This is a genomic window from Micromonospora sp. CNZ309 (genome assembly GCF_002846525.1).
Genome location: NZ_PJNG01000001.1, coordinates 7,057,136 through 7,074,703, shown reverse-complemented (window position 1 = coordinate 7,074,703; position 17,568 = coordinate 7,057,136). Strand labels below are relative to the sequence as shown.

Below are 17,568 nucleotides of genomic sequence, written 5' to 3'. Positions count from 1 at the left end.
GACGGATTGCGACACTCCCCCCAGGGAGCCCGTCCGCGGGCGGTAGGACACCGTATGGTCACGGTCGGCGATAGGCGCTCGACGGGAACGGGGTCGCACCTGTGACAATGCCGGGGGAAACTTTGCTGCGCCGTGGCGGCGATCGCGGGACTGCTCCCCGACGCCGGGAGAACGAGGATGGGCACATGAGCGACTGGACTGCCTTCGGACGGGTGGACGCGGACGGCACCGTGTACGTCAAGACCGCCGACGGCGAGCGGGTGGTCGGATCCTGGCAGGCGGGAGCGCCCGAGGAGGGGCTGGCCCACTTCGCCCGCCGCTTCGACGACCTGGTGACCGAGGTCAACCTGACGGAGGCCCGGCTCAACTCGGGTGCCGCGGACGCCGGCCATTCACTGACCACCATCCGGCGCATCCGCGCGTCGCTGGCCGAGGCGCACGTCGTCGGCGACATCGACGCGCTGGCGGCCCGGCTGGACCGGCTCGCCACGGTCGCCGAGGAGAAGGCCGGCGAGGCCAAGGCCGCCCGGGAGGCCGCCCGTGGCGAGGCGCTCGCGCGCAAGCAGGCCCTCGTGGAGGAGGCGGAGAAGCTCGCCGCCGAGTCGACCGGCTGGAAGACCGCCGGGGACCGGCTCAAGGAGATCCTCGACGAGTGGAAGACCATCCGCGGCGTCGACAAGAAGACCGACGGCGAGCTGTGGAAGCGCTTCGCCGCCGCGCGGGACGGCTTCACCCGCCGCCGGGGCGCCCACTTCGCCTCCCTCGACGCGCAGCGCAAGCAGGCGCAGACGGTCAAGGAGGAGCTGGTCGCCGAGGCCGAGAAGCTCAAGGACTCCACCGACTGGGCGGCCACCGCCAACCAGCTCAAGGAGCTGATGAACCAGTGGAAGGCCGCTCCGCGGGCCTCCAAGGAGGCGGAGCAGAAGCTCTGGGAACGGTTCCGGGGCGCGCAGGACGAGTTCTTCACCCGGCGCAGCGAGGTCTTCTCCGCCCGCGACAACGAGCAGCGCGGCAACCTGGAGCGCAAGCAGGCGCTGCTCGCCGAGGCCGAGGCGCTGGACGTCGACGGCGACCCGAAGGGCGCGCAGGCCAAGCTGCGCGAGATCCAGGCCCAGTGGCACGAGGCCGGTCGGGTGCCCCGCGAGGCGGCGGCCGGGCTGGAGCGCCGGCTGCGCGCGGTCGACGAGAAGGTCCGCGAGGTGATGGACTCCGCGTGGCGGCGCACCACCAAGGAGGACAACCCCCTGCTCGCCCAGATGCGGGCGCAGGTCGCCGAGGCCGAGGAGCGGTTGGCCCGGGCCCAGGCGGCCGGGGACGCCCGGCGGGTCAAGGAGGCCGAGCAGGCGCTGGCCTCGAAGCGGCAGTTCCTCCAGCTCGCCGAGCAGGCCGGCTGAGCCGTACGCCCCAGGCTTGGCTCGCCCGGCGAGCGTCGCGCACCGAGTTGCCACGGAAGCCCCCGGTCCATCACGGACCGGGGGCTTCCGACTGTCCGGCCCGCTGCCGGGCGGGAGGCCCGGCCACGGTGACGTGGGTGGCCCGGCCGGAGGCGCCGGTGTGCCCGACGGCGACGTTGGCGGCGGGTCCTTTCGCCCGTCCGCCCGAGGACGGGGCGGTTGACGCATCGAGGCGGGCTGATCAGAATGAGCGCGGAGCCAGGTCCGGCACCGGCGCGAGGGCGCCGACGGCGCACGTCACGTCGTCGGGGGACGCCGGTGGTCCCGCGAGCGGCCGCATCCCACGTGGCACGTCCCGTCGCGCCCTGTCCGCGTACCGCTGAGGGCAGCCCGACGGACGTCGCCCGGTTCCCGCCCGCGCCGCCCAGGCGGCGGCGGGCAGTTCGAAGTGGAGCTCGCATGCACCGACGCAGCGCCCTCGGCGGCGCGATCACCGCGCTCGCCACCGCCGCGGCCGGCGTCCTCGTCGCCGCCGCCGTCAGCACCGCCCCGGCCGTCGCCGCCCCCGCCGGCACCGGCACCGGCTACCTGCACACCAACGGCAACAGGATCGTCGACAGCACCGGCGCGACGGTACGCATCACCGGCATCAACTGGTTCGGTATGGAGACCGACAACAAGACCTTCCACGGGCTTTGGTCCACCAACCCGTGGCGGGGCCAGATCGACAAGATGGCCAGCCTCGGCTACAACACGCTGCGCGTGCCGTACTCGAACGACGCGCTGAAGCCCGGCGCCACGGCCAGCGGCATCAACGACTTCGTCAACCCGGACCTGGTCGGGCTCTCCCCGCTGCAGATCCTCGACAAGGTCATCGGGTACGCCGGCGGCAAGGGGATGCGGGTCATCCTGGACCGGCACCGGCCGACGTCGGCCGGCCAGTCCCCGCTGTGGTACACCCCGACGGTCTCCGAGGCGACCTGGATCAACGACTGGAAGATGCTCGCCCAGCGGTACGCGGGCAACACCACCGTGATCGGGGCGGACCTGCACAACGAGCCGCACGCAGAGGGGACGAACCCAGCGGCCACCGGCGCGTGCTGGGGCTGCGGCGATCCGGCCCGGGACTGGCGGCTGGCCGCCGAGCGGGCCGGCAACGCGATCCTGTCGGTGCAGCCGAACTGGCTGATCTTCGTGGAGGGGGTGAGCTGCCCCAGCGGCGGCCTCTCCAACGTCTGGGACAACGACCCGAGCAACGACGAGGACTGCGGCTGGTGGGGCGGCAACCTGACGAAGGCCAAGGACTTCCCGGTGCGGCTCGACGTGCCGAACCGGCTGGTCTACTCGCCGCACGAGTACGCCACCTCGGTCTTCGAGCAGAACTGGTTCAAGTCCCCCGACTTCCCCGACAACCTGCCGGGCATCTGGGACAAGTACTGGGGTTACCTGCACAAGCAGAACATCGCGCCGATCATGATGGGCGAGTTCGGCAGCACCCTGGCCGACCCCCGGGACAAGGTGTGGCTGGAGAAGCTGATGGCCTACACCGGCACCGGGCTCGACGGGATGTCGTTCACGTACTGGTCGTGGAACCCGAACTCGGGTGACACCGGCGGCATCGCGCTCGACGACTGGACCAGCATCAACACCACCAAGCAGGCGATCCTCCAGCCGTACCTGATCCCGCCGGTCGGCGGCGGGGGCGGCCCGACGCCGACCCCGACGGCGACGCCGACCTCGACGCCGTCGCCGACCGGGGGCTGCACGGCCGCGTACCGGCAGGTCAACGCGTGGCAGGGCGGCTTCCAGGGCGAGCTGACGGTGACGAACACCGGCACCGCGACGGTCAACCCGTGGCAGGTCACCTGGAGTTGGCCGGCCGGGGTGAGCCTGGCCAGCGGCTGGAACGCCACGGTGACCCAGTCCGGCACCACGGTGACGGCGGCGGCCCCGACCTGGGCGGGGGCGCTGGCACCGGGCGCCTCGGTGACCGTCGGCTTCACCGCCGACGGCTCGTCCGCCGCGCCCGGCACGGTCAGGCTCAACGGCGCCGCCTGCTGATTCCACCTCCGGTCGCCCGCACGGCGGCCGCTGACGCTCCGGCCGGGGCCCGCGCGTGCGGGTCCCGGCCGGTCGCGGGTCAGTGCGCGGCGCAGCCGGTCGTCGGCGCGGGCGCCGCGGCCGGCGCGCCGATCGTGGGCAGCCCGAGCAGCACCCCCGGCGTACGCGGGGCGCGTCCCGCCTCGGCCGCGTCGCCGGCCCGGGTGCGCCGGTGCGACAACGGCTCGCCGTCGGCGTTCAGGTGGTGCGGGGCGGCGTAGGTGATGGTGGTGTGCACGACGTCGCCGGGACGGATCAGCCCGGCGTCGCCACGCTGGCCGTTCGCGCCGGTCGCGAAGTGGACCAGGCGGCCGTCGCGGGCGCGGCCGGACATCCGGCCCGTGCGCTCGTCCTTGCGCCCCTCGCCGACGGCGACCAGCACCTCGACGGTCTCCCCCACCAGCTTCTTGTTCTCCGCCCAGGTGATCTCCTCGACGCAGGCGATCAGCCGCTCGTAGCGCTCCTGCACGACCTGCTTGGGCAGCTGGCCGTCCATGGTGGCGGCCGGCGTGCCGGGGCGCTTGGAGTACTGGAAGGTGAACGCCGACGAGAAGCGGGCCTCGCGGACCACGTCGAGGGTGCGCGCGAAGTCGGCCTCGGTCTCGCCGGGGAAGCCGACGATGATGTCGGTGGTGATCGCCGCGTCCGGCATCGCCGCCCGGACCTTTTCGATGATGCCCAGGTAGCGGTCGGCCCGGTAGGAGCGGCGCATGGCCCGCAGCACGTCGTCGGAGCCGGACTGCAACGGCATGTGCAGCGAGTGGCAGACGTTGGGCGTCTCGGCCATCGCGGCGATCACGTCGTCGGTGAAGTCCTTCGGGTGCGGGCTGGTGAACCGCACCCGCTCCAGCCCCTCGACGTCGCCGCAGGCGCGCAGCAGCTTGCCGAAGGCCAGCCGGTCGCCGAACTCGACGCCGTAGGAGTTGACGTTCTGCCCGAGCAGGGTCACCTCCAGCACGCCCTCGTCGACGAGCGCGCGGACCTCGGAGAGGATGTCGCCGGGGCGGCGGTCCTTCTCCTTGCCCCGCAGGGAGGGCACGATGCAGAACGTGCAGGTGTTGTTGCAGCCGACGGAGATCGACACCCAGCCCGCGTACGTGGACTCGCGCCGGGTGGGCAGCGTCGAGGGGAAGACGTCGAGGGACTCGAGGATCTCCACCTCGGCTGCCGCGTTGTGCCGGGCCCGCTCCAGCAGCACCGGCAGCGACCCGATGTTGTGCGTGCCGAACACCACGTCGACCCAGGGCGCCTTGCGGACGATCTCGCCCCGGTCCTTCTGGGCGAGACAGCCGCCCACGGCGATCTGCATCTCCGGGTGCCGGGCCTTGACGGGGCGCAGGTGACCGAGGTTGCCGTAGAGGCGGTTGTCGGCGTTCTCCCGGACGGCGCAGGTGTTGAAGACCACCACGTCCGGGTTGTCGTCGGCCTCGGTGGCGCGCACGTAGCCGGCGCCCTCCAGCAGGCCGGAAATGCGCTCGGAGTCGTGCACGTTCATCTGGCAGCCATAGGTGCGCACCTGATAGGTGCGCGGGCTGCTCGCCGCTGCGGTAGTCATGACCCCGACAGCGTATCCGCCGCCCGCCGACCAACCCGAACGAGGAGGAGCCGTGTGCCGGAGCATCAAGACCCTGCGTGAGCCGTACACCGAGGAGGTGACCCCGGCCGACGTGGACGCCGCGGCGTTGCAGTACGTCCGCAAGATCTCGGGTTTCCGCAAGCCCGCGGCCCACAACGCCGCCGCCTTCGACGCGGCGGTCGCCGCCGTCGCGTCGGCCACCGCGACCCTGCTCGCCCAGTTGGAGGTACGCGGCGGCCGCTCCGCCGGCCCGGCGAGCTGACCCGCCGAGCCGACGAGGGCCGGCTCGCCCGCCGGAAACCCCGGGGCGCGGACGCCCGGCGGGGCCGGCGGGCCGGCGGGCGGGGTCAGGCGGCGGCGAGCGCCGGGAGCACCGAGTCCGGCGCCCAGCGCGAGCGGTGGCACTGCGACCAGCCGCGACAGCGGGGATCCGCCTCGGTGCACAGGCGCTGGTTGGTGAGCAGTTCGCCGTCGTCGGTCTCCCGGACGTCGAAGTGCACCGGCCGGATCGTGCCGTCGGGCGCGACGAGCAGGTGCCGCCCGGCGTCGAGGGTGTCGTCGCGCAGCAGGCAGTTGCGGTCCAGCAGCCGCGCCAGCGCGGCCACGCTGCCGTGCTCGGAGAGCCGTTCGGGCACCCCGTAGCAGTCCACGATCGTGGCGAACTCGCCCGGCGCCTGCCAGACGTCACAGATCACCGCGTACGTCGGCAGGCGGGCGGGGTCCGCCGCCGCCAGGGGCATCACCACCCGGCCGAGCGCCTCGGCCAGTGCCGGGTAGACCTCCACCGGCCGCACCTGCTCGATTCTCCAGTTCCACAGCTCGGTCATGCCGCCTCCTCGCTGTGCTCGTCCCACCGGCCTCCGGATCGGGCCTTACTGACGATGGTGGGGGGCATATGACCTCAGCCGGGGGCAAGTTACCGGTCTGTGACCATTCCGGGCAAAATTTCCTCGAGCGCCATTGCTCGGAGTAGCGGGAAGGTGACAGTTTATCGGGTACGGTGGCCCGCTCCGCCCGCCACACGCCGGCCGGAAAAGACCGCCGCGGGCGGGCCGCGCCCGTCCTCGACAGCCGCCCGGCCGGCGACCCCCCACAGCGCCAGGGCCGCCCCTCAGCGCACGATCACCCGGTGCTCCCACGGCGGCAGCAGCTCGCCGACCACGGTGGCGCCCGGCAGCTCGCCGGCGACCAGCAGGCCACCCGAGGTCTGCGCGTCGGCCAGCAGCAGCCGGTCCTCCTCGGCCACCCGGCCGAAGTCGGTCCACGGCGTGACCCACTCCAGGTTGCGCCGGCTGCCGCCGCTGACGTGCCCGTCGCGCACCGCCTCCCGGGCGCCGGGCAGGTAGGGCACCCGGGCCGCGTCGATCGCCACCGTCAGCCGGCTCGCCCGGGCCAGCTTGGACGCGTGCCCGAGCAGACCGAAGCCCGTCACGTCGGTGCCGCAGCGCACGCCGGCCGCCACCGCCGCGCGCGCCGCGTCCCGGTTGAGCGTCGTCATCGCCGCGACCGCCTCGGGGAAGCTCTCACCGGTGGCCTTGTGCCGGGTGTTGAGCACCCCGACGCCGAGCGGCTTGGTCAGCGACAGCGGCAGGCCCGCCCGGCCCGCGTCCAGGGTGATCAGCTCCTCCGGCCGGACCACCCCGGTGACGGCCAGGCCGTACTTGGGGCCCTCGTCGTCGACGCTGTGCCCGCCGGCGAGGTGGCAACCGGCGTCGCGGGCCACGTCCTGCCCGCCGCGCAGCACCTCCCGGGCCAGCTCCAGCGGCAGCACGTCGCGCGGCCAGCAGAGCAGGTTCAGCGCGACGAGGGGGGTGCCGCCCATGGCGTACACGTCGGAGAGGGCGTTGGTCGCGGCGATGCGCCCCCAGTCGTACGCGTCGTCGACGACCGGGGTGAAGAAGTCGGCGGTGGTGACCAGGCCGGTGCGCTCGTCGAGCCGGACCACCGCGGCGTCGTCGCCGTGGTCGAGCCCGACGAGCAGCTCGGCGGTGCCGGTGGCCGGGCCGAGGCCGGCGACCATGACCTCCAGCTCCCCCGGGGGGATCTTGCACGCGCAGCCGCCACCCCGGGCGTACCGGGTCAGCCGTACCGGTTCCGTCATCCCCACATGATCTCCGCACCGCCCCGGCCCCGCCAGGGAGAGCGGCGTCCGGCGCGGTCAGAATCGGACTCTTGACCCCCATCCGAACTGGTGTTATCGCTCCGTGACCAACCGGGTTGCGTACTGCCACATCCCCCCGCCTACAGTTGCCCAACCGGGGGTCACCCGACCCCGCGCGACGACAGGGACGGTGAACGACGTGACGACGGGCGAACCGCTCATCGTGCTGGACTCGGTCAACAAGTGGTTCGGGCCGCTGCACGTGCTGGACGACGTCTCACTGTCGGTCGGGCGCGGCGAGGTGGTCGTCGTGATCGGCCCGTCGGGCTCCGGCAAGTCGACGCTCTGCCGCGCCATCAACCGCCTCGAACCGATCAGCTCCGGCACGATCACCTTCGACGGGCAGCCGCTGCCGGCCGAGGGCAAGGCGCTGGCGAAGCTGCGCAGCGAGGTCGGCATGGTGTTCCAGTCGTTCAACCTCTTCGCGCACAAGACGATCCTCGAGAACGTCACCCTCGGGCCGGTCAAGGTCCGCAAGGAGAAGCCGGCGGCGGCTCGCGAGCGCGGCCTGGCCCTGCTCGACCGGGTGGGCATCGCCAACCAGGCCGACAAGTTCCCGGCCCAGCTCTCCGGCGGTCAGCAGCAGCGGGTCGCGATCGCCCGGGCGCTGGCCATGCAACCCAAGGCGATGCTCTTCGACGAGCCGACCAGCGCGCTGGACCCGGAGATGGTCGGCGAGGTGCTGGACGTGATGACCTCGCTGGCCAGCGAGGGCATGACCATGGTCGTGGTGACCCACGAGATGGGCTTCGCCCGGCACGCGGCGAACCGCGTCATCTTCATGGCCGACGGCCAGTTGGTCGAGGACGCGCCGCCGGCCGAGTTCTTCGCCAACCCGCGCAGCGAGCGGGCCCGGGACTTCCTCTCCAAGATCCTCACGCACTAGGCGTCCGTACCCGGAGCGCGCCGTCCCCCGGCGGGTTCCGTCGAAGAAGGAGAAATGTATGCGTATCACGCGCGTAGCGGCGCTCGCCGCGGCCGCCACCCTGGCACTCGGCATGACCGCCTGCGGTGGCGACGACGCCGACGAGGGCACCGGCGCCGGCAGCAAGTCCTTCGCCGCCGGCAGCACGATGGAGCGCCTCAACAAGGCCCAGGCCATCAAGATCGGCACGAAGTTCGACCAGCCCGGCTTCGGCCAGAAGGGCCTCTCCGGCAAGCCGGAGGGCTTCGACGTCGAGGTCGCGAAGATCATCGTCAAGGAGCTCGGCATCCCCGAGGACAAGATCGAGTGGATCGAGGCTCCCTCGAAGGTCCGCGAGGACGTGATCGTGAACGGCACCGTCGACCTGGTCGCCGCCACCTACACGATCAACGACAAGCGCAAGGAGCGCATCGCGTTCGCCGGGCCCTACTACGAGGCCGGCCAGAACATCATGGTGAAGAAGGACGACACCTCCATCACCGGGCCGGACTCGTTCAAGGACGGCACCAAGAAGGTCTGCTCGGTCACCGGCTCCACGCCGGCCGAGGAGATCAAGAAGTACGTCAAGGACGTCGCCACCCAGCTGGTGCTCTTCGACACCTACGACAAGTGCCGCGACGCCCTCAAGGGCGGGCAGGTCGACGCCGTCACCACGGACAACGTGATCCTGCTCGGCTACATCGCCAAGGACGAGGCGTCGTTCAAGCTGGCCGGCGAGAACTTCACCAAGGAGCCGTACGGCCTCGGGGTGAAGAAGGAGGACACCGACTTCCGCAACTTCGTCAACGACACGCTGGAGAAGGCGTTCGCCGACGGCAGCTGGAAGAAGGCCTGGGACGACACCGCCGGCAAGTTCGGTGCCGAGCTGGGTTCCGCGCCGACCGTCAACCGCTACTGATCTGATCCGTTGATCTGGAGGGTGGGGAGGAAGACCGGCCCGTGAGTGTGCTCATCGACAAGTTCGACGTCTTCGCGGGTGGTTTCTGGCTCACCCTCCAGATCTGCGTACTCGCCGCGGTCGGCGCCCTGATCCTGGGCGCCGTCCTGGCGGTGCTGCGGATCTCCCCGGTGCCGCCGCTGCGGGCGGTCGGCACCGGCTACGTCAACGTCTTCCGCAACATGCCGCTGACCGTGGTGATGTTCTTCGCCGCGTTCGGCCTGCCGGCGCTCGGCTCCAACGCCGATTTCCTGCGCATCCCGGTGCTCGACTCGTTGTTCAGCCGGCTCGGCACGGATCTGCCGTACTTCCGCTTCGCGCTGATCGCGCTGGTGCTCTACACCGCCGCGTTCGTCTGCGAGGCGCTGCGCTCCGGCGTGAACGCCGTACCCGCCGGGCAGGCGGAGGCCGCCCGGTCGCTGGGCCTGACCTTCGGGCAGAACCTGCGGTACGTGGTGCTGCCGCAGTCCTGGAAGGCCTCGATCGTGCCGCTCGGGTCGGTGATCATCGCAATGATCAAGAATTCGGCGCTGGTCGGCTTCTTCGGTGTCGTCGGCGACCTCTCGCAGACCGCCGACCAGCTGACCTCGGCCGAGGGCTACGCCTTCGTCCCCGTCGCCATCGGCATCTCGATCGGATATCTGATCATGACCGTCCCCCTCGGCGCGCTCCTCGACCGGATCGAGAAGCGGCAGGCGGTGGCCCGATGAGCCAGCAGAGCGTCCTCTACGACGTCCCCGGTCCCCGGCAGCGCCGGCTCACGCTGATCGGCAGCGTGGTGGCGACGGTGCTGCTGCTCGCCGCCGCGTACTTCCTGATCTACCGCCCGCTGGACGACAAGGGCCAGTTCTCGATGGAGCTGTGGGGGCCGCTGATCGACCCCTCCGACGAGAACTTCTCGCTGGTGTGGGACCGGATCGGCACCGGCTTCAAGAACACCCTGACCGCCGCCGCGCTGGCGATCGTCTCCTCGCTGGTGGTCGGCACCCTGCTCGCGGTGCTGCGGATCCAGCTCAAGAGCCTGACCCGGCGCCGGTTCACCGGGCTCGCCACGCCGCTGGCGTACCTGCTGCGTGGGCTGAGCACGCTGCTGTCGGCGGTCACCCGGGTCTGCGTCGAGGTGTTCCGGGGCCTGCCCGTGGTCATCACGATCTTCTTCGTGGCCCGCGGCTTCCCCGAGTTCGGCGTCTCGTTCGACACGCTGTGGTACCTGGTCATCGGCCTGACCATCTACAACTCCGTGGTGATCGCCGAGATCCTCCGCTCCGGCATGGAGGGCCTGCCCGGCGGGCAGGCCGAGGCGGCGGCCGCGATCGGCCTCTCCCCGTTGCAGACCACCCGGATGATCCTGCTGCCGCAGGCGTTCCGGATCATGCTGCCGGCGCTGATCAGCCAGCTCGTCGTCGTGCTCAAGGACACCTCGCTCGGCTTCATCATCAGCTACGAGGAGACCCTGAACATCGGCAAGCAGATCATCGGCGTACTGGACAACCCGATCCAGGTCTACGTGGTGATCGCGGTCATGTTCATCGTGGTGAACTACGCGCTGTCGAAGCTGGCCCAGTACGTGCAGCGCCGGCTCTCCCAGGGCCGCAAGACCGCCGGCACCCCGGCCCAGGACCCGCCCCCGGCCGCGCTCAGCGCGCAGGCGGAGGGCACCGGCGGCGCCTGATCCACCCCCTGACGACGAAGGGCCGGCCCGATGTTCGGGCCGGCCCTTCGTGTCGTCGCCGTCAGCGGGCGATCTCGGTGACCCGGGACTCGCGGACCACGGTCACCCGGATCTGACCCGGGTAGGTCAGCTCCTCCTCGATCTGCTTGGCCACGTCCCGGGCCAGCACGGCGGCGCCGATGTCGTCGACGTCGTCCGGCTTGACCATCACCCGGATCTCGCGGCCGGCCTGCATGGCGAAGACCTTCTCCACGCCGAGCTTGCCGGCCGCGATCTCCTCGATGCGCTCCAGCCGCTTGACGTACGCCTCCAGGCTCTCCCGCCGGGCCCCCGGCCGGCCGCCCGAGCAGGCGTCGGACGCCTGGGTGAGGACGGCCTCGATGGTCTGCGGCGGCACCTCGTTGTGGTGCGCCTCGATGGCGTGGACGACGTCCTCGATCTCGCCGTACTTGCGGGCCAGGTCGGCGCCGATGATGGCGTGGCTGCCCTCCACCTCGTGCGTGAGCGCCTTGCCGATGTCGTGCAGGAACGCCGAACGCTTGATGACCGGCACGTCGAGCCGCAGCTCGGCGGCCATGATGCCGGCGATGTGCGCGGTCTCCACCAGGTGCTTGAGCACGTTCTGCCCGTACGACGTCCGGTAGCGCAACCGCCCCAGCAGGGTGACGAGCTCCGGGTGGATCTCGGTGATCCCGACCTCGACCAGGGCGTCCTCGGCGGCCCGCTGGCACAGCTGGTCCACCTCGTGGCGGGCCTGGTCGTAGACCTCCTCGATGCGGTGCGGGTGGATCCGCCCGTCCAGGACCAGCTTCTCCAGGGTCAGCCGCCCCACCTCCCGGCGCACCGGGTCGAAGCAGGAGAGCAGCACCGCCTCGGGGGTGTCGTCGATGATCAGGTTCACGCCGGTGACCGACTCGAAGGCGCGGATGTTGCGGCCCTCCCGGCCGATGATCCGCCCCTTCATCTCGTCGCCGGGCAGGTGCAGGACGCTGACCACGCTCTCGGCGGTCTGCTCGCTGGCGACCCGCTGGATGGCGTCGACGACGATGTGCCGGGCGCGCTGCTCGGCGGTGCCGCGCGCGTCGGACTCGATGTCCCGGACCAGCAGCGCGGCCTCCCGCTTGGCCTGCACCTCGATCGCTTCGATCAGCTCGGCCCGGGCCGCGTCGGCCGTCAGGCCGGCGATCCGCTCCAGCTCGCGGCGCCGCTGCTCCTCCGCCTCGGCGAGCTCGGCCTCGCGCTGGGCGAGCGCGGCCTCCCGGGCCGACAGGGCCGCGCTGGCGGCGGTGAGCTGCCGTTCGCGCTCGGCGAGGCGCTCCACCTCCTCGGTGTGCAGCCGCTCGCGCTCGTCCATCCGGGCGGCCCGCCGCTCCACCTCGGCGGCCTGCTCCCGGGTGGTGGCGGCGAGCACCGCGACCTCCCGCTCGCCGCTGCGACGGGCGGTGGCCCGCAGTTGCTCCGCGTCGGCCTCGGCCTGCTTGTGGGCCCGTTCCAGGACGGTGTCGGCCTCCGCCCGGGCGTCGTCGAGCACCCGGCGCGCCTCCGCCCGGGCCGCCTTGGCCTCGGCCTTCGCTGCGGCGGCCTCGGCGTGTGCCGCCGCGGCGGCGGACTTCGCCACGTCGATCGTGCTGTTGGCCTCGTCGGCGGCGGTACGCAGGGCCGCGAGGGACTGCTCCTGCCGGTCCTTCTCGGCGATGAAGGCGGGATCCTCCGGTGCCGGCGCCGCACCGAAGCGGCGCAGCGCCCGTACGCCGAGCAGCACCGCCCCGAGCACGACCACGGTCAGGACCAGCACCACGGCCAGGATCACGACGTCGAACCCGCTCATGCCGGCGCCCCGTCCCGCGACGCGGCCGAAGCGGAAGGGCCGCGAAGCGGCCCTGGGGTCCGAGGCGCGCGGGGTGCCCCGACGAGCACGGGCTCCCGCCCGGCGACCGGCCGGCTCATGTCGGCACCCCCGTGCAACTATGCCGCCTGGCCATGGCCGCCTCCCCTGAACGTCGGGACCGCAGCGACCGTGCCGATGGGCACGCACCCTGCGGCTGTGGACGCCCGACCGGAGCGACTGGCCGTGGGGTAGCTTCCGTTGGCGGTGCCCACCTGGAGCATCGCCGACGGCCGGGTGCAGTTGTCGCGGCAGCGTCGGACCGGCCAGTCCGAGCTGTCGCCGATGACCGATCGGATCGGTCAAAGTGATGCTGTTCCGTTACGCGATCTATGTTGTGCGCTTAGCCTGCGCTTGGTCGGGCAATGTGAGCCTGTATGGCGAGGCTAGGTCTCCCGGGGTGCTCCGGTCAAGAACTCATGATCAAACCCCCCGAACGGAGAGAAGTTGCCGCGTCACGCACCGCTGACGCGCGCCCGGACACGGGCGGACAAAACGGCAGCCGATCAGCTCTCGCGGCACATCCGCCCAGCTCAGCCGGGCGCGGCTGCGTCCGCCCAGGCTGAGGCCCCTGTGACGGGCTGTGACGCACGTATCCGCGCCGCCGCACCCACCGGCCCCCGCCTGTCACCTCACGACGGCGACGGCGAGCCGGCGGAGGGCCAACGGGCACCGGCCGTCAGGGCCGCCGTCACCAGGGCGGCGTTGTCGGGGGTGGTCGAGCCGTCGGGCAGCGACAGCGTGTCCTCGAGCCCGACGCGGCTGTGCAGGCCCCGGCGTACCGCCTCGGTCAGCACCGACCAGGTCGCCGGCCCCTCGGCGTGCAGCAGGACCTGCGGGCCACCGGGCGCGGTAGGCAGCGCCGCCAGCATCGCGGCGGCGTCCGCCAGCGCCACGGCCGGCTCCTCGGCCATGCACTCGATCAGGATCCGCCCGGCCGGCACCCGCCACCGCGCGTACGCGGCGACGGCGTCGAGCGTCCAGAGCCCCGCCTCGACCATGACGCCCCGCTCGCGCAGCGCCTGCGCCACCGCCTGCGCGCCCGGCTCGTGCGCGTTGACCGAGGCGAAGTCGGGCAGCGCCGTCCAGGCCCGGACGGCGGCCACCCGGGCGGCCGGCTCCGGCTCGATCCAGGCCCCGGTGCTCACCCCGACGGGCAGCCCCGGCCGGGCGGCCCGGATCGCCTCCAGCGCGGCGGCGATCACCGACGGGTGCAGGGACTCCCGGCCGTCGGCGTCCCGGGGATGCACGTGGACCGCGTCGGCGCCGAGCCCCGCGCAACGGGCCGCGTCGGCCGCCAGCTCCGCCGGGGTGACCGGCACCGCCGGGTGCTCGGCACGGGTGCGGGCCCCGTTGAGACACGCCTTCAGCATCGAAGCCTCCCCTCCGCCGTCGCCGGGCTCAGCGGGCTCGGCGCCACACGCGCGTCGCCCCGCTCAGCCGAGGGGGCGGCTGTCGCGCTCCAGCTCGCCCTCGGCGTCGGCGAGCGCGTCGGCGTCGATCTGGTCGGCGAACTCGGCCGCCTCGGCGCTCTGCGCGGCGAGCGCGTCCTTCACCGCCCGGATCGCCACGCCCGGCGGGTAGCCCTTGCGGGCCAGCATGGCCACCAGCCGCCGGAAGACGGCGTCCGGCTCGCCCCGGGCGGTGCGCAGCTTCCGCTCGACCAGGGCGCGGGCGGTCTCGGCCTCGGTCTCCTCGTCCAGCTCGCCGAGGGCCTCGCTCGCGACCTCGCCGTCCACCCCGCGCTGGCGCAGCTCGTTGGCCAGCGCCCGGCGGGCCAGACCCCGGCCGGAGTGCCGGCTCGCCACCCAGGCCCGGGCGAACGCGGCGTCGTCGATGATGCCGACCTCGTCGTAGCGGTCGAGCACCTCCGCCGAGACCTCGTCGGAGACGCCCCGCTTCGCCAGCGCCCCGGCCAGCTCGGCCCGGGTGCGAGGGCGGACGGCGAGCTGACGCAGGCAGATCTCCCGCGCCAACTCGGCCTCGTCACGTGGTGGGGCCGGGGGCGCCTCGGGGTCGGTGTCGCCGGACTGGCCACGCCGGGCGCGACGGGGCCGGGGCGCGTTGTCGTCGTCACCCGCGCGGGCGGGGCTGGCGTCCCAGCCCCGCCCGGTGCGGGCGCGTCTTCCTGCCACAGGTCAGGGACCGGTCAGAAGTCGACCGGCGGCAGCTCCGGGCCGCCGGCGGCGTCACCCGCGCCGACCCCGACGCCGAGCTTCTCCAGGATCTTCTTCTCGATCTCGGCGGCCACGTCCGGGTTCTCCCGGAGGAACTCGCGGGCCTTCTCCTTGCCCTGGCCCAGCTGGTCGCCGTCGTAGGTGTACCAGGCGCCGGACTTACGGATGATCGCCTGCTCGACGCCGACGTCGATCAGCGAGCCCTCGCGGGAGATGCCCTTGCCGTACATGATGTCGAACTCGGCCTGCTTGAACGGCGCGGCGACCTTGTTCTTCACGACCTTGACCCGGGTGCGGTTGCCGACCACGTCGGTGCCGTCCTTGAGGCTCTCGATGCGGCGCACGTCGAGCCGGACCGACGCGTAGAACTTCAGCGCCCGACCACCCGTGGTGGTCTCGGGACTCCCGAACATGACCCCGATCTTCTCGCGGAGCTGGTTGATGAAGATCGCCGTGGTGCCGGTGTTGTTGAGCACGCCGGTGATCTTCCGCAGCGCCTGGCTCATCAGCCGGGCCTGCAGACCCACGTGGCTGTCGCCCATCTCGCCCTCGATCTCGGCGCGCGGCACCAGCGCGGCCACCGAGTCGATGACGATGATGTCGATCGCGCCGGAGCGGACCAGCATGTCCGTGATCTCCAGCGCCTGCTCGCCCGTGTCGGGCTGGGAGACCAGCAGGGCGTCGGTGTCGACGCCGAGCGCCTTGGCGTATTCCGGGTCGAGCGCGTGCTCGGCGTCGACGAAGGCGGCGATGCCGCCGGCCCGCTGGGCGTTGGCCACCGCGTGCAGCGCCACCGTGGTCTTACCGCTGGACTCCGGGCCGTAGATCTCGACGACCCGGCCCCGGGGCAGACCGCCCACGCCGAGCGCCACGTCGAGCGCGATCGAACCCGTCGGAATCACCGAGGTCTGGACGACCGGCCGCTCTCCCAGCCGCATCACCGAACCCTTGCCGAACTGCTTGTCGATCTGAGCGAGAGCAAGGTCGAGTGCCTTCTCCCGATCGGGCCCTGCGGCCATGTTTGCCACCCCTGCCTTCGCCGGCGTCTTTCCTGAGCTTCGCGTCACGCGGACACGCTAGGCGCTGGGTCCGACAGAAAACCAGCCGACCGGCCGTGAGCTGTGGACGAGCGCCCCGCTGTGGACAATAGCCGAACAGGTGTACGAGTCGGCAAGCGACACGCGGAAGCGACGAAACGGCTGCTCAGCGTAGTCGCGCGGGCACCCGGTCGGGATAGGCGGCGCAGACCGCGCGCCACACCACGTGGGTCTGCTCACCCGACGCCAGGGCCTGTTCGACGGTCCGCCCGCCGAGCTGCGCGAGCACCTGGTCGCGGGCGATGCTGGCCGCGTAGCCGGGCCCGAACGCCTCCTCCAACCGGGACCAGAAGTCGGTCAACCGCACGTGATCATTCCTCCTCGTCCGGTGCGCCCACCGGCACCGGCCGCAACGCTAGCGTCACCAGGGGCACCACCGCGACCGCCGCGAGCCCGGTGAGCACCGGATAGCCGGCCGCCGCCACGACAAACCCGCTGACCGCCCCCGCGCCGGCGCCGGCCAGGCCCATCGTCAGGTCCGAGAGCCCCTGCACGCTCGGCCGGATCCCCACCGGCACCGACTCCGACAGCAGCGTCGAGCCCGCCACCATGGTCCCCGACCAACCCAGCCCGAGCAGGAACAACCCGACCGAGAGCCGGGCCGTGTGGTGCCCTGCCGTGCCGGCGACCGCGCACGCCGCGAGCAGCAGCCCGACACCGCCGAGGATCACCGCTCGGCGGCCGACCCGGTCGGTGAGCCAGCCCGCCACCGGGGCGAGAGCGTACATGCCGGCGATGTGCAGGCTCAGCACGAGACCGACCACCCGCAGCACGTCGGCGTCGTCGTGCCACTCGTGCAGGCGTACCGGGGTCATCACCATCACCGCGACCATGACCAGGTGGCCGACCGCCACCGCGACGATGCCGAGCCGGGCGGCCGGCCGCGTGCGTACCACCGCCCAGGCGGCCCGCATGCCCGCGCCGTGCCGGGCCGTCGCCGCCGGCGCCGCGACGGGGGCCGGCGGGGTGCCGGCCGCTGCCACGCGGCGCGCGGTGAGCAGCGGGTCCGGCCGCAGCAGCGCCAGGATCGCCACGGCGGCCAGCGCGAGCGCGGCGGCGCTGAACGCGAACGGGCCGGCCAGCGGCGGCAGCCCCCAGCCGCTGGTGGTGCGGTCGGCGAGCGAGGCGAAGTTCGGCGCGGCGACCGCGCCGATGGTGGTGGCCCAGACGATCAACGAGAGCTGGCGGCCCCGGCGCGCCGGGACCGCCAGGTCGACCGCCGCGTAACGGGCCTGGAGGTTGGCCGCGCTGCCGCCGCCGAACAGGAGCATGCCGAGGAAGAGCAGCGGAACCCAGCGGGTCACCGCGGCGAGGACCACCAGCACGCCGCCGGCCGCGCCCGTCAGGTACGCCACGACCAGGCCGGGTCGCCGGCCCCGGACGGTCATGATCCGGGTGACCGGCACGGCCAGCAACGCCCCGCCGACCACGGCGGCGCTGCTGACCAGGCCCGCGACGGCGGTGCCGGCGACGGCGGAGGCGAGCAGCGCCCCGACGGCGACGCCGATGGTCACCCCGATGCCACCGATGATCTGGGTGGCGAAGAGCAGCCGCAGCGTACGCCGCTGGATGGGCGCGACGTCGGGCGCGGCGAGCGTCGCGGCCAGGTCGGTGGCCATGGCGGCTCCTTCGAGGTAAGGGGCG

The 17,568-nt window shown here is 72.7% G+C and carries 16 protein-coding genes; 7 read left to right on the top strand and 9 right to left on the bottom strand.

The window, feature by feature from the left end; genetic code table 11:
• The first annotated feature begins 185 nt into the window (after positions 1–185).
• Positions 186–1,394: a DUF349 domain-containing protein gene (locus CLT72_RS30490; RefSeq protein WP_101414689.1), complete on the top strand. Its 1,209-nt coding sequence runs from the start codon at positions 186–188 to the stop codon at positions 1,392–1,394.
• 459 nt (positions 1,395–1,853) lie between these two features.
• The gene (locus CLT72_RS30485) at positions 1,854–3,455 is read left to right on the top strand and encodes a cellulase family glycosylhydrolase (protein WP_101414688.1); all 1,602 of its coding nucleotides are present in this window, start codon (positions 1,854–1,856) and stop codon (positions 3,453–3,455) included.
• Between the two features lie 79 nt (positions 3,456–3,534).
• Here CLT72_RS30485 and miaB read toward each other — a convergent pair whose 3' ends face one another.
• Entirely contained in the window at positions 3,535–5,049 is a 1,515-nt protein-coding gene (gene miaB, locus CLT72_RS30480) for a tRNA (N6-isopentenyl adenosine(37)-C2)-methylthiotransferase MiaB (RefSeq protein ID WP_101414687.1), read from the bottom strand.
• A 52-nt stretch (positions 5,050–5,101) separates the two neighbouring features.
• Between miaB and CLT72_RS30475 the strand changes: the two genes are divergently transcribed.
• Complete coding sequence (locus CLT72_RS30475; protein WP_089001425.1) at positions 5,102–5,332, top strand: DUF2277 family protein; 231 nt, start codon at positions 5,102–5,104, stop codon at positions 5,330–5,332.
• 85 nt (positions 5,333–5,417) lie between these two features.
• On the opposite strand, the gene CLT72_RS30470 is transcribed toward CLT72_RS30475, so the two are convergent.
• Together CLT72_RS30470 and selD are read right to left on the bottom strand one after the other, a co-directional pair.
• On the bottom strand, positions 5,418–5,897 hold the full coding sequence (locus CLT72_RS30470) for a hypothetical protein (RefSeq protein ID WP_089001426.1): 480 nt from the start codon (positions 5,895–5,897) through the stop codon (positions 5,418–5,420).
• 284 nt (positions 5,898–6,181) lie between these two features.
• Positions 6,182–7,171, bottom strand: a complete 990-nt coding sequence (gene selD, locus CLT72_RS30465) for a selenide, water dikinase SelD (protein WP_101414686.1) — start codon at positions 7,169–7,171, stop codon at positions 6,182–6,184.
• A 190-nt stretch (positions 7,172–7,361) separates the two neighbouring features.
• Between selD and CLT72_RS30460 the strand changes: the two genes are divergently transcribed.
• From CLT72_RS30460 to CLT72_RS30445, 4 genes are read left to right on the top strand one after another with little or no spacing between them, the layout of a single operon-like run.
• Positions 7,362–8,117 carry an amino acid ABC transporter ATP-binding protein gene (locus CLT72_RS30460; RefSeq protein WP_101414685.1) on the top strand — a complete coding sequence of 252 codons (756 nt, stop codon included), beginning with the start codon at positions 7,362–7,364 and terminating at the stop codon, positions 8,115–8,117.
• Between the two features lie 58 nt (positions 8,118–8,175).
• Positions 8,176–9,054 (top strand): glutamate ABC transporter substrate-binding protein, encoded by an 879-nt coding sequence (locus CLT72_RS30455; RefSeq protein WP_101414684.1) that lies wholly within the window; start codon positions 8,176–8,178, stop codon positions 9,052–9,054.
• 41 nt (positions 9,055–9,095) lie between these two features.
• Positions 9,096–9,803 carry an amino acid ABC transporter permease gene (locus tag CLT72_RS30450; RefSeq protein ID WP_101414683.1) on the top strand — a complete coding sequence of 236 codons (708 nt, stop codon included), beginning with the start codon at positions 9,096–9,098 and terminating at the stop codon, positions 9,801–9,803.
• Entirely contained in the window at positions 9,800–10,765 is a 966-nt protein-coding gene (locus tag CLT72_RS30445; protein WP_101414682.1) for an amino acid ABC transporter permease, read from the top strand. Before CLT72_RS30450 ends, CLT72_RS30445 begins: the two co-directional genes overlap by 4 nt.
• Positions 10,766–10,826: 61 nt before the next feature.
• Here CLT72_RS30445 and rny read toward each other — a convergent pair whose 3' ends face one another.
• The 6 genes from rny to CLT72_RS30415 all read right to left on the bottom strand — a co-directional run bounded on the left by rny (position 10,827) and on the right by CLT72_RS30415 (position 17,543).
• Positions 10,827–12,593 carry a ribonuclease Y gene (rny, locus tag CLT72_RS30440; protein ID WP_101414681.1) on the bottom strand — a complete coding sequence of 589 codons (1,767 nt, stop codon included), beginning with the start codon at positions 12,591–12,593 and terminating at the stop codon, positions 10,827–10,829.
• 689 nt (positions 12,594–13,282) lie between these two features.
• The gene (locus tag CLT72_RS30435) at positions 13,283–14,023 is read right to left on the bottom strand and encodes a 3-keto-5-aminohexanoate cleavage protein (protein ID WP_101414680.1); all 741 of its coding nucleotides are present in this window, start codon (positions 14,021–14,023) and stop codon (positions 13,283–13,285) included.
• Between the two features lie 63 nt (positions 14,024–14,086).
• Positions 14,087–14,785: a regulatory protein RecX gene (locus CLT72_RS30430; protein WP_101414679.1), complete on the bottom strand. Its 699-nt coding sequence runs from the start codon at positions 14,783–14,785 to the stop codon at positions 14,087–14,089.
• Positions 14,786–14,799: 14 nt separating this feature from the next.
• Positions 14,800–15,846, bottom strand: a complete 1,047-nt coding sequence (recA, locus tag CLT72_RS30425; RefSeq protein ID WP_089001435.1) for a recombinase RecA — start codon at positions 15,844–15,846, stop codon at positions 14,800–14,802.
• Between the two features lie 184 nt (positions 15,847–16,030).
• Entirely contained in the window at positions 16,031–16,231 is a 201-nt protein-coding gene (locus CLT72_RS30420) for a DUF3046 domain-containing protein (RefSeq protein WP_089001436.1), read from the bottom strand.
• A gap of 4 nt (positions 16,232–16,235) precedes the next feature.
• Positions 16,236–17,543 (bottom strand): MFS transporter, encoded by a 1,308-nt coding sequence (locus tag CLT72_RS30415; RefSeq protein ID WP_358164944.1) that lies wholly within the window; start codon positions 17,541–17,543, stop codon positions 16,236–16,238.
• Positions 17,544–17,568: the final 25 nt, after the last annotated feature.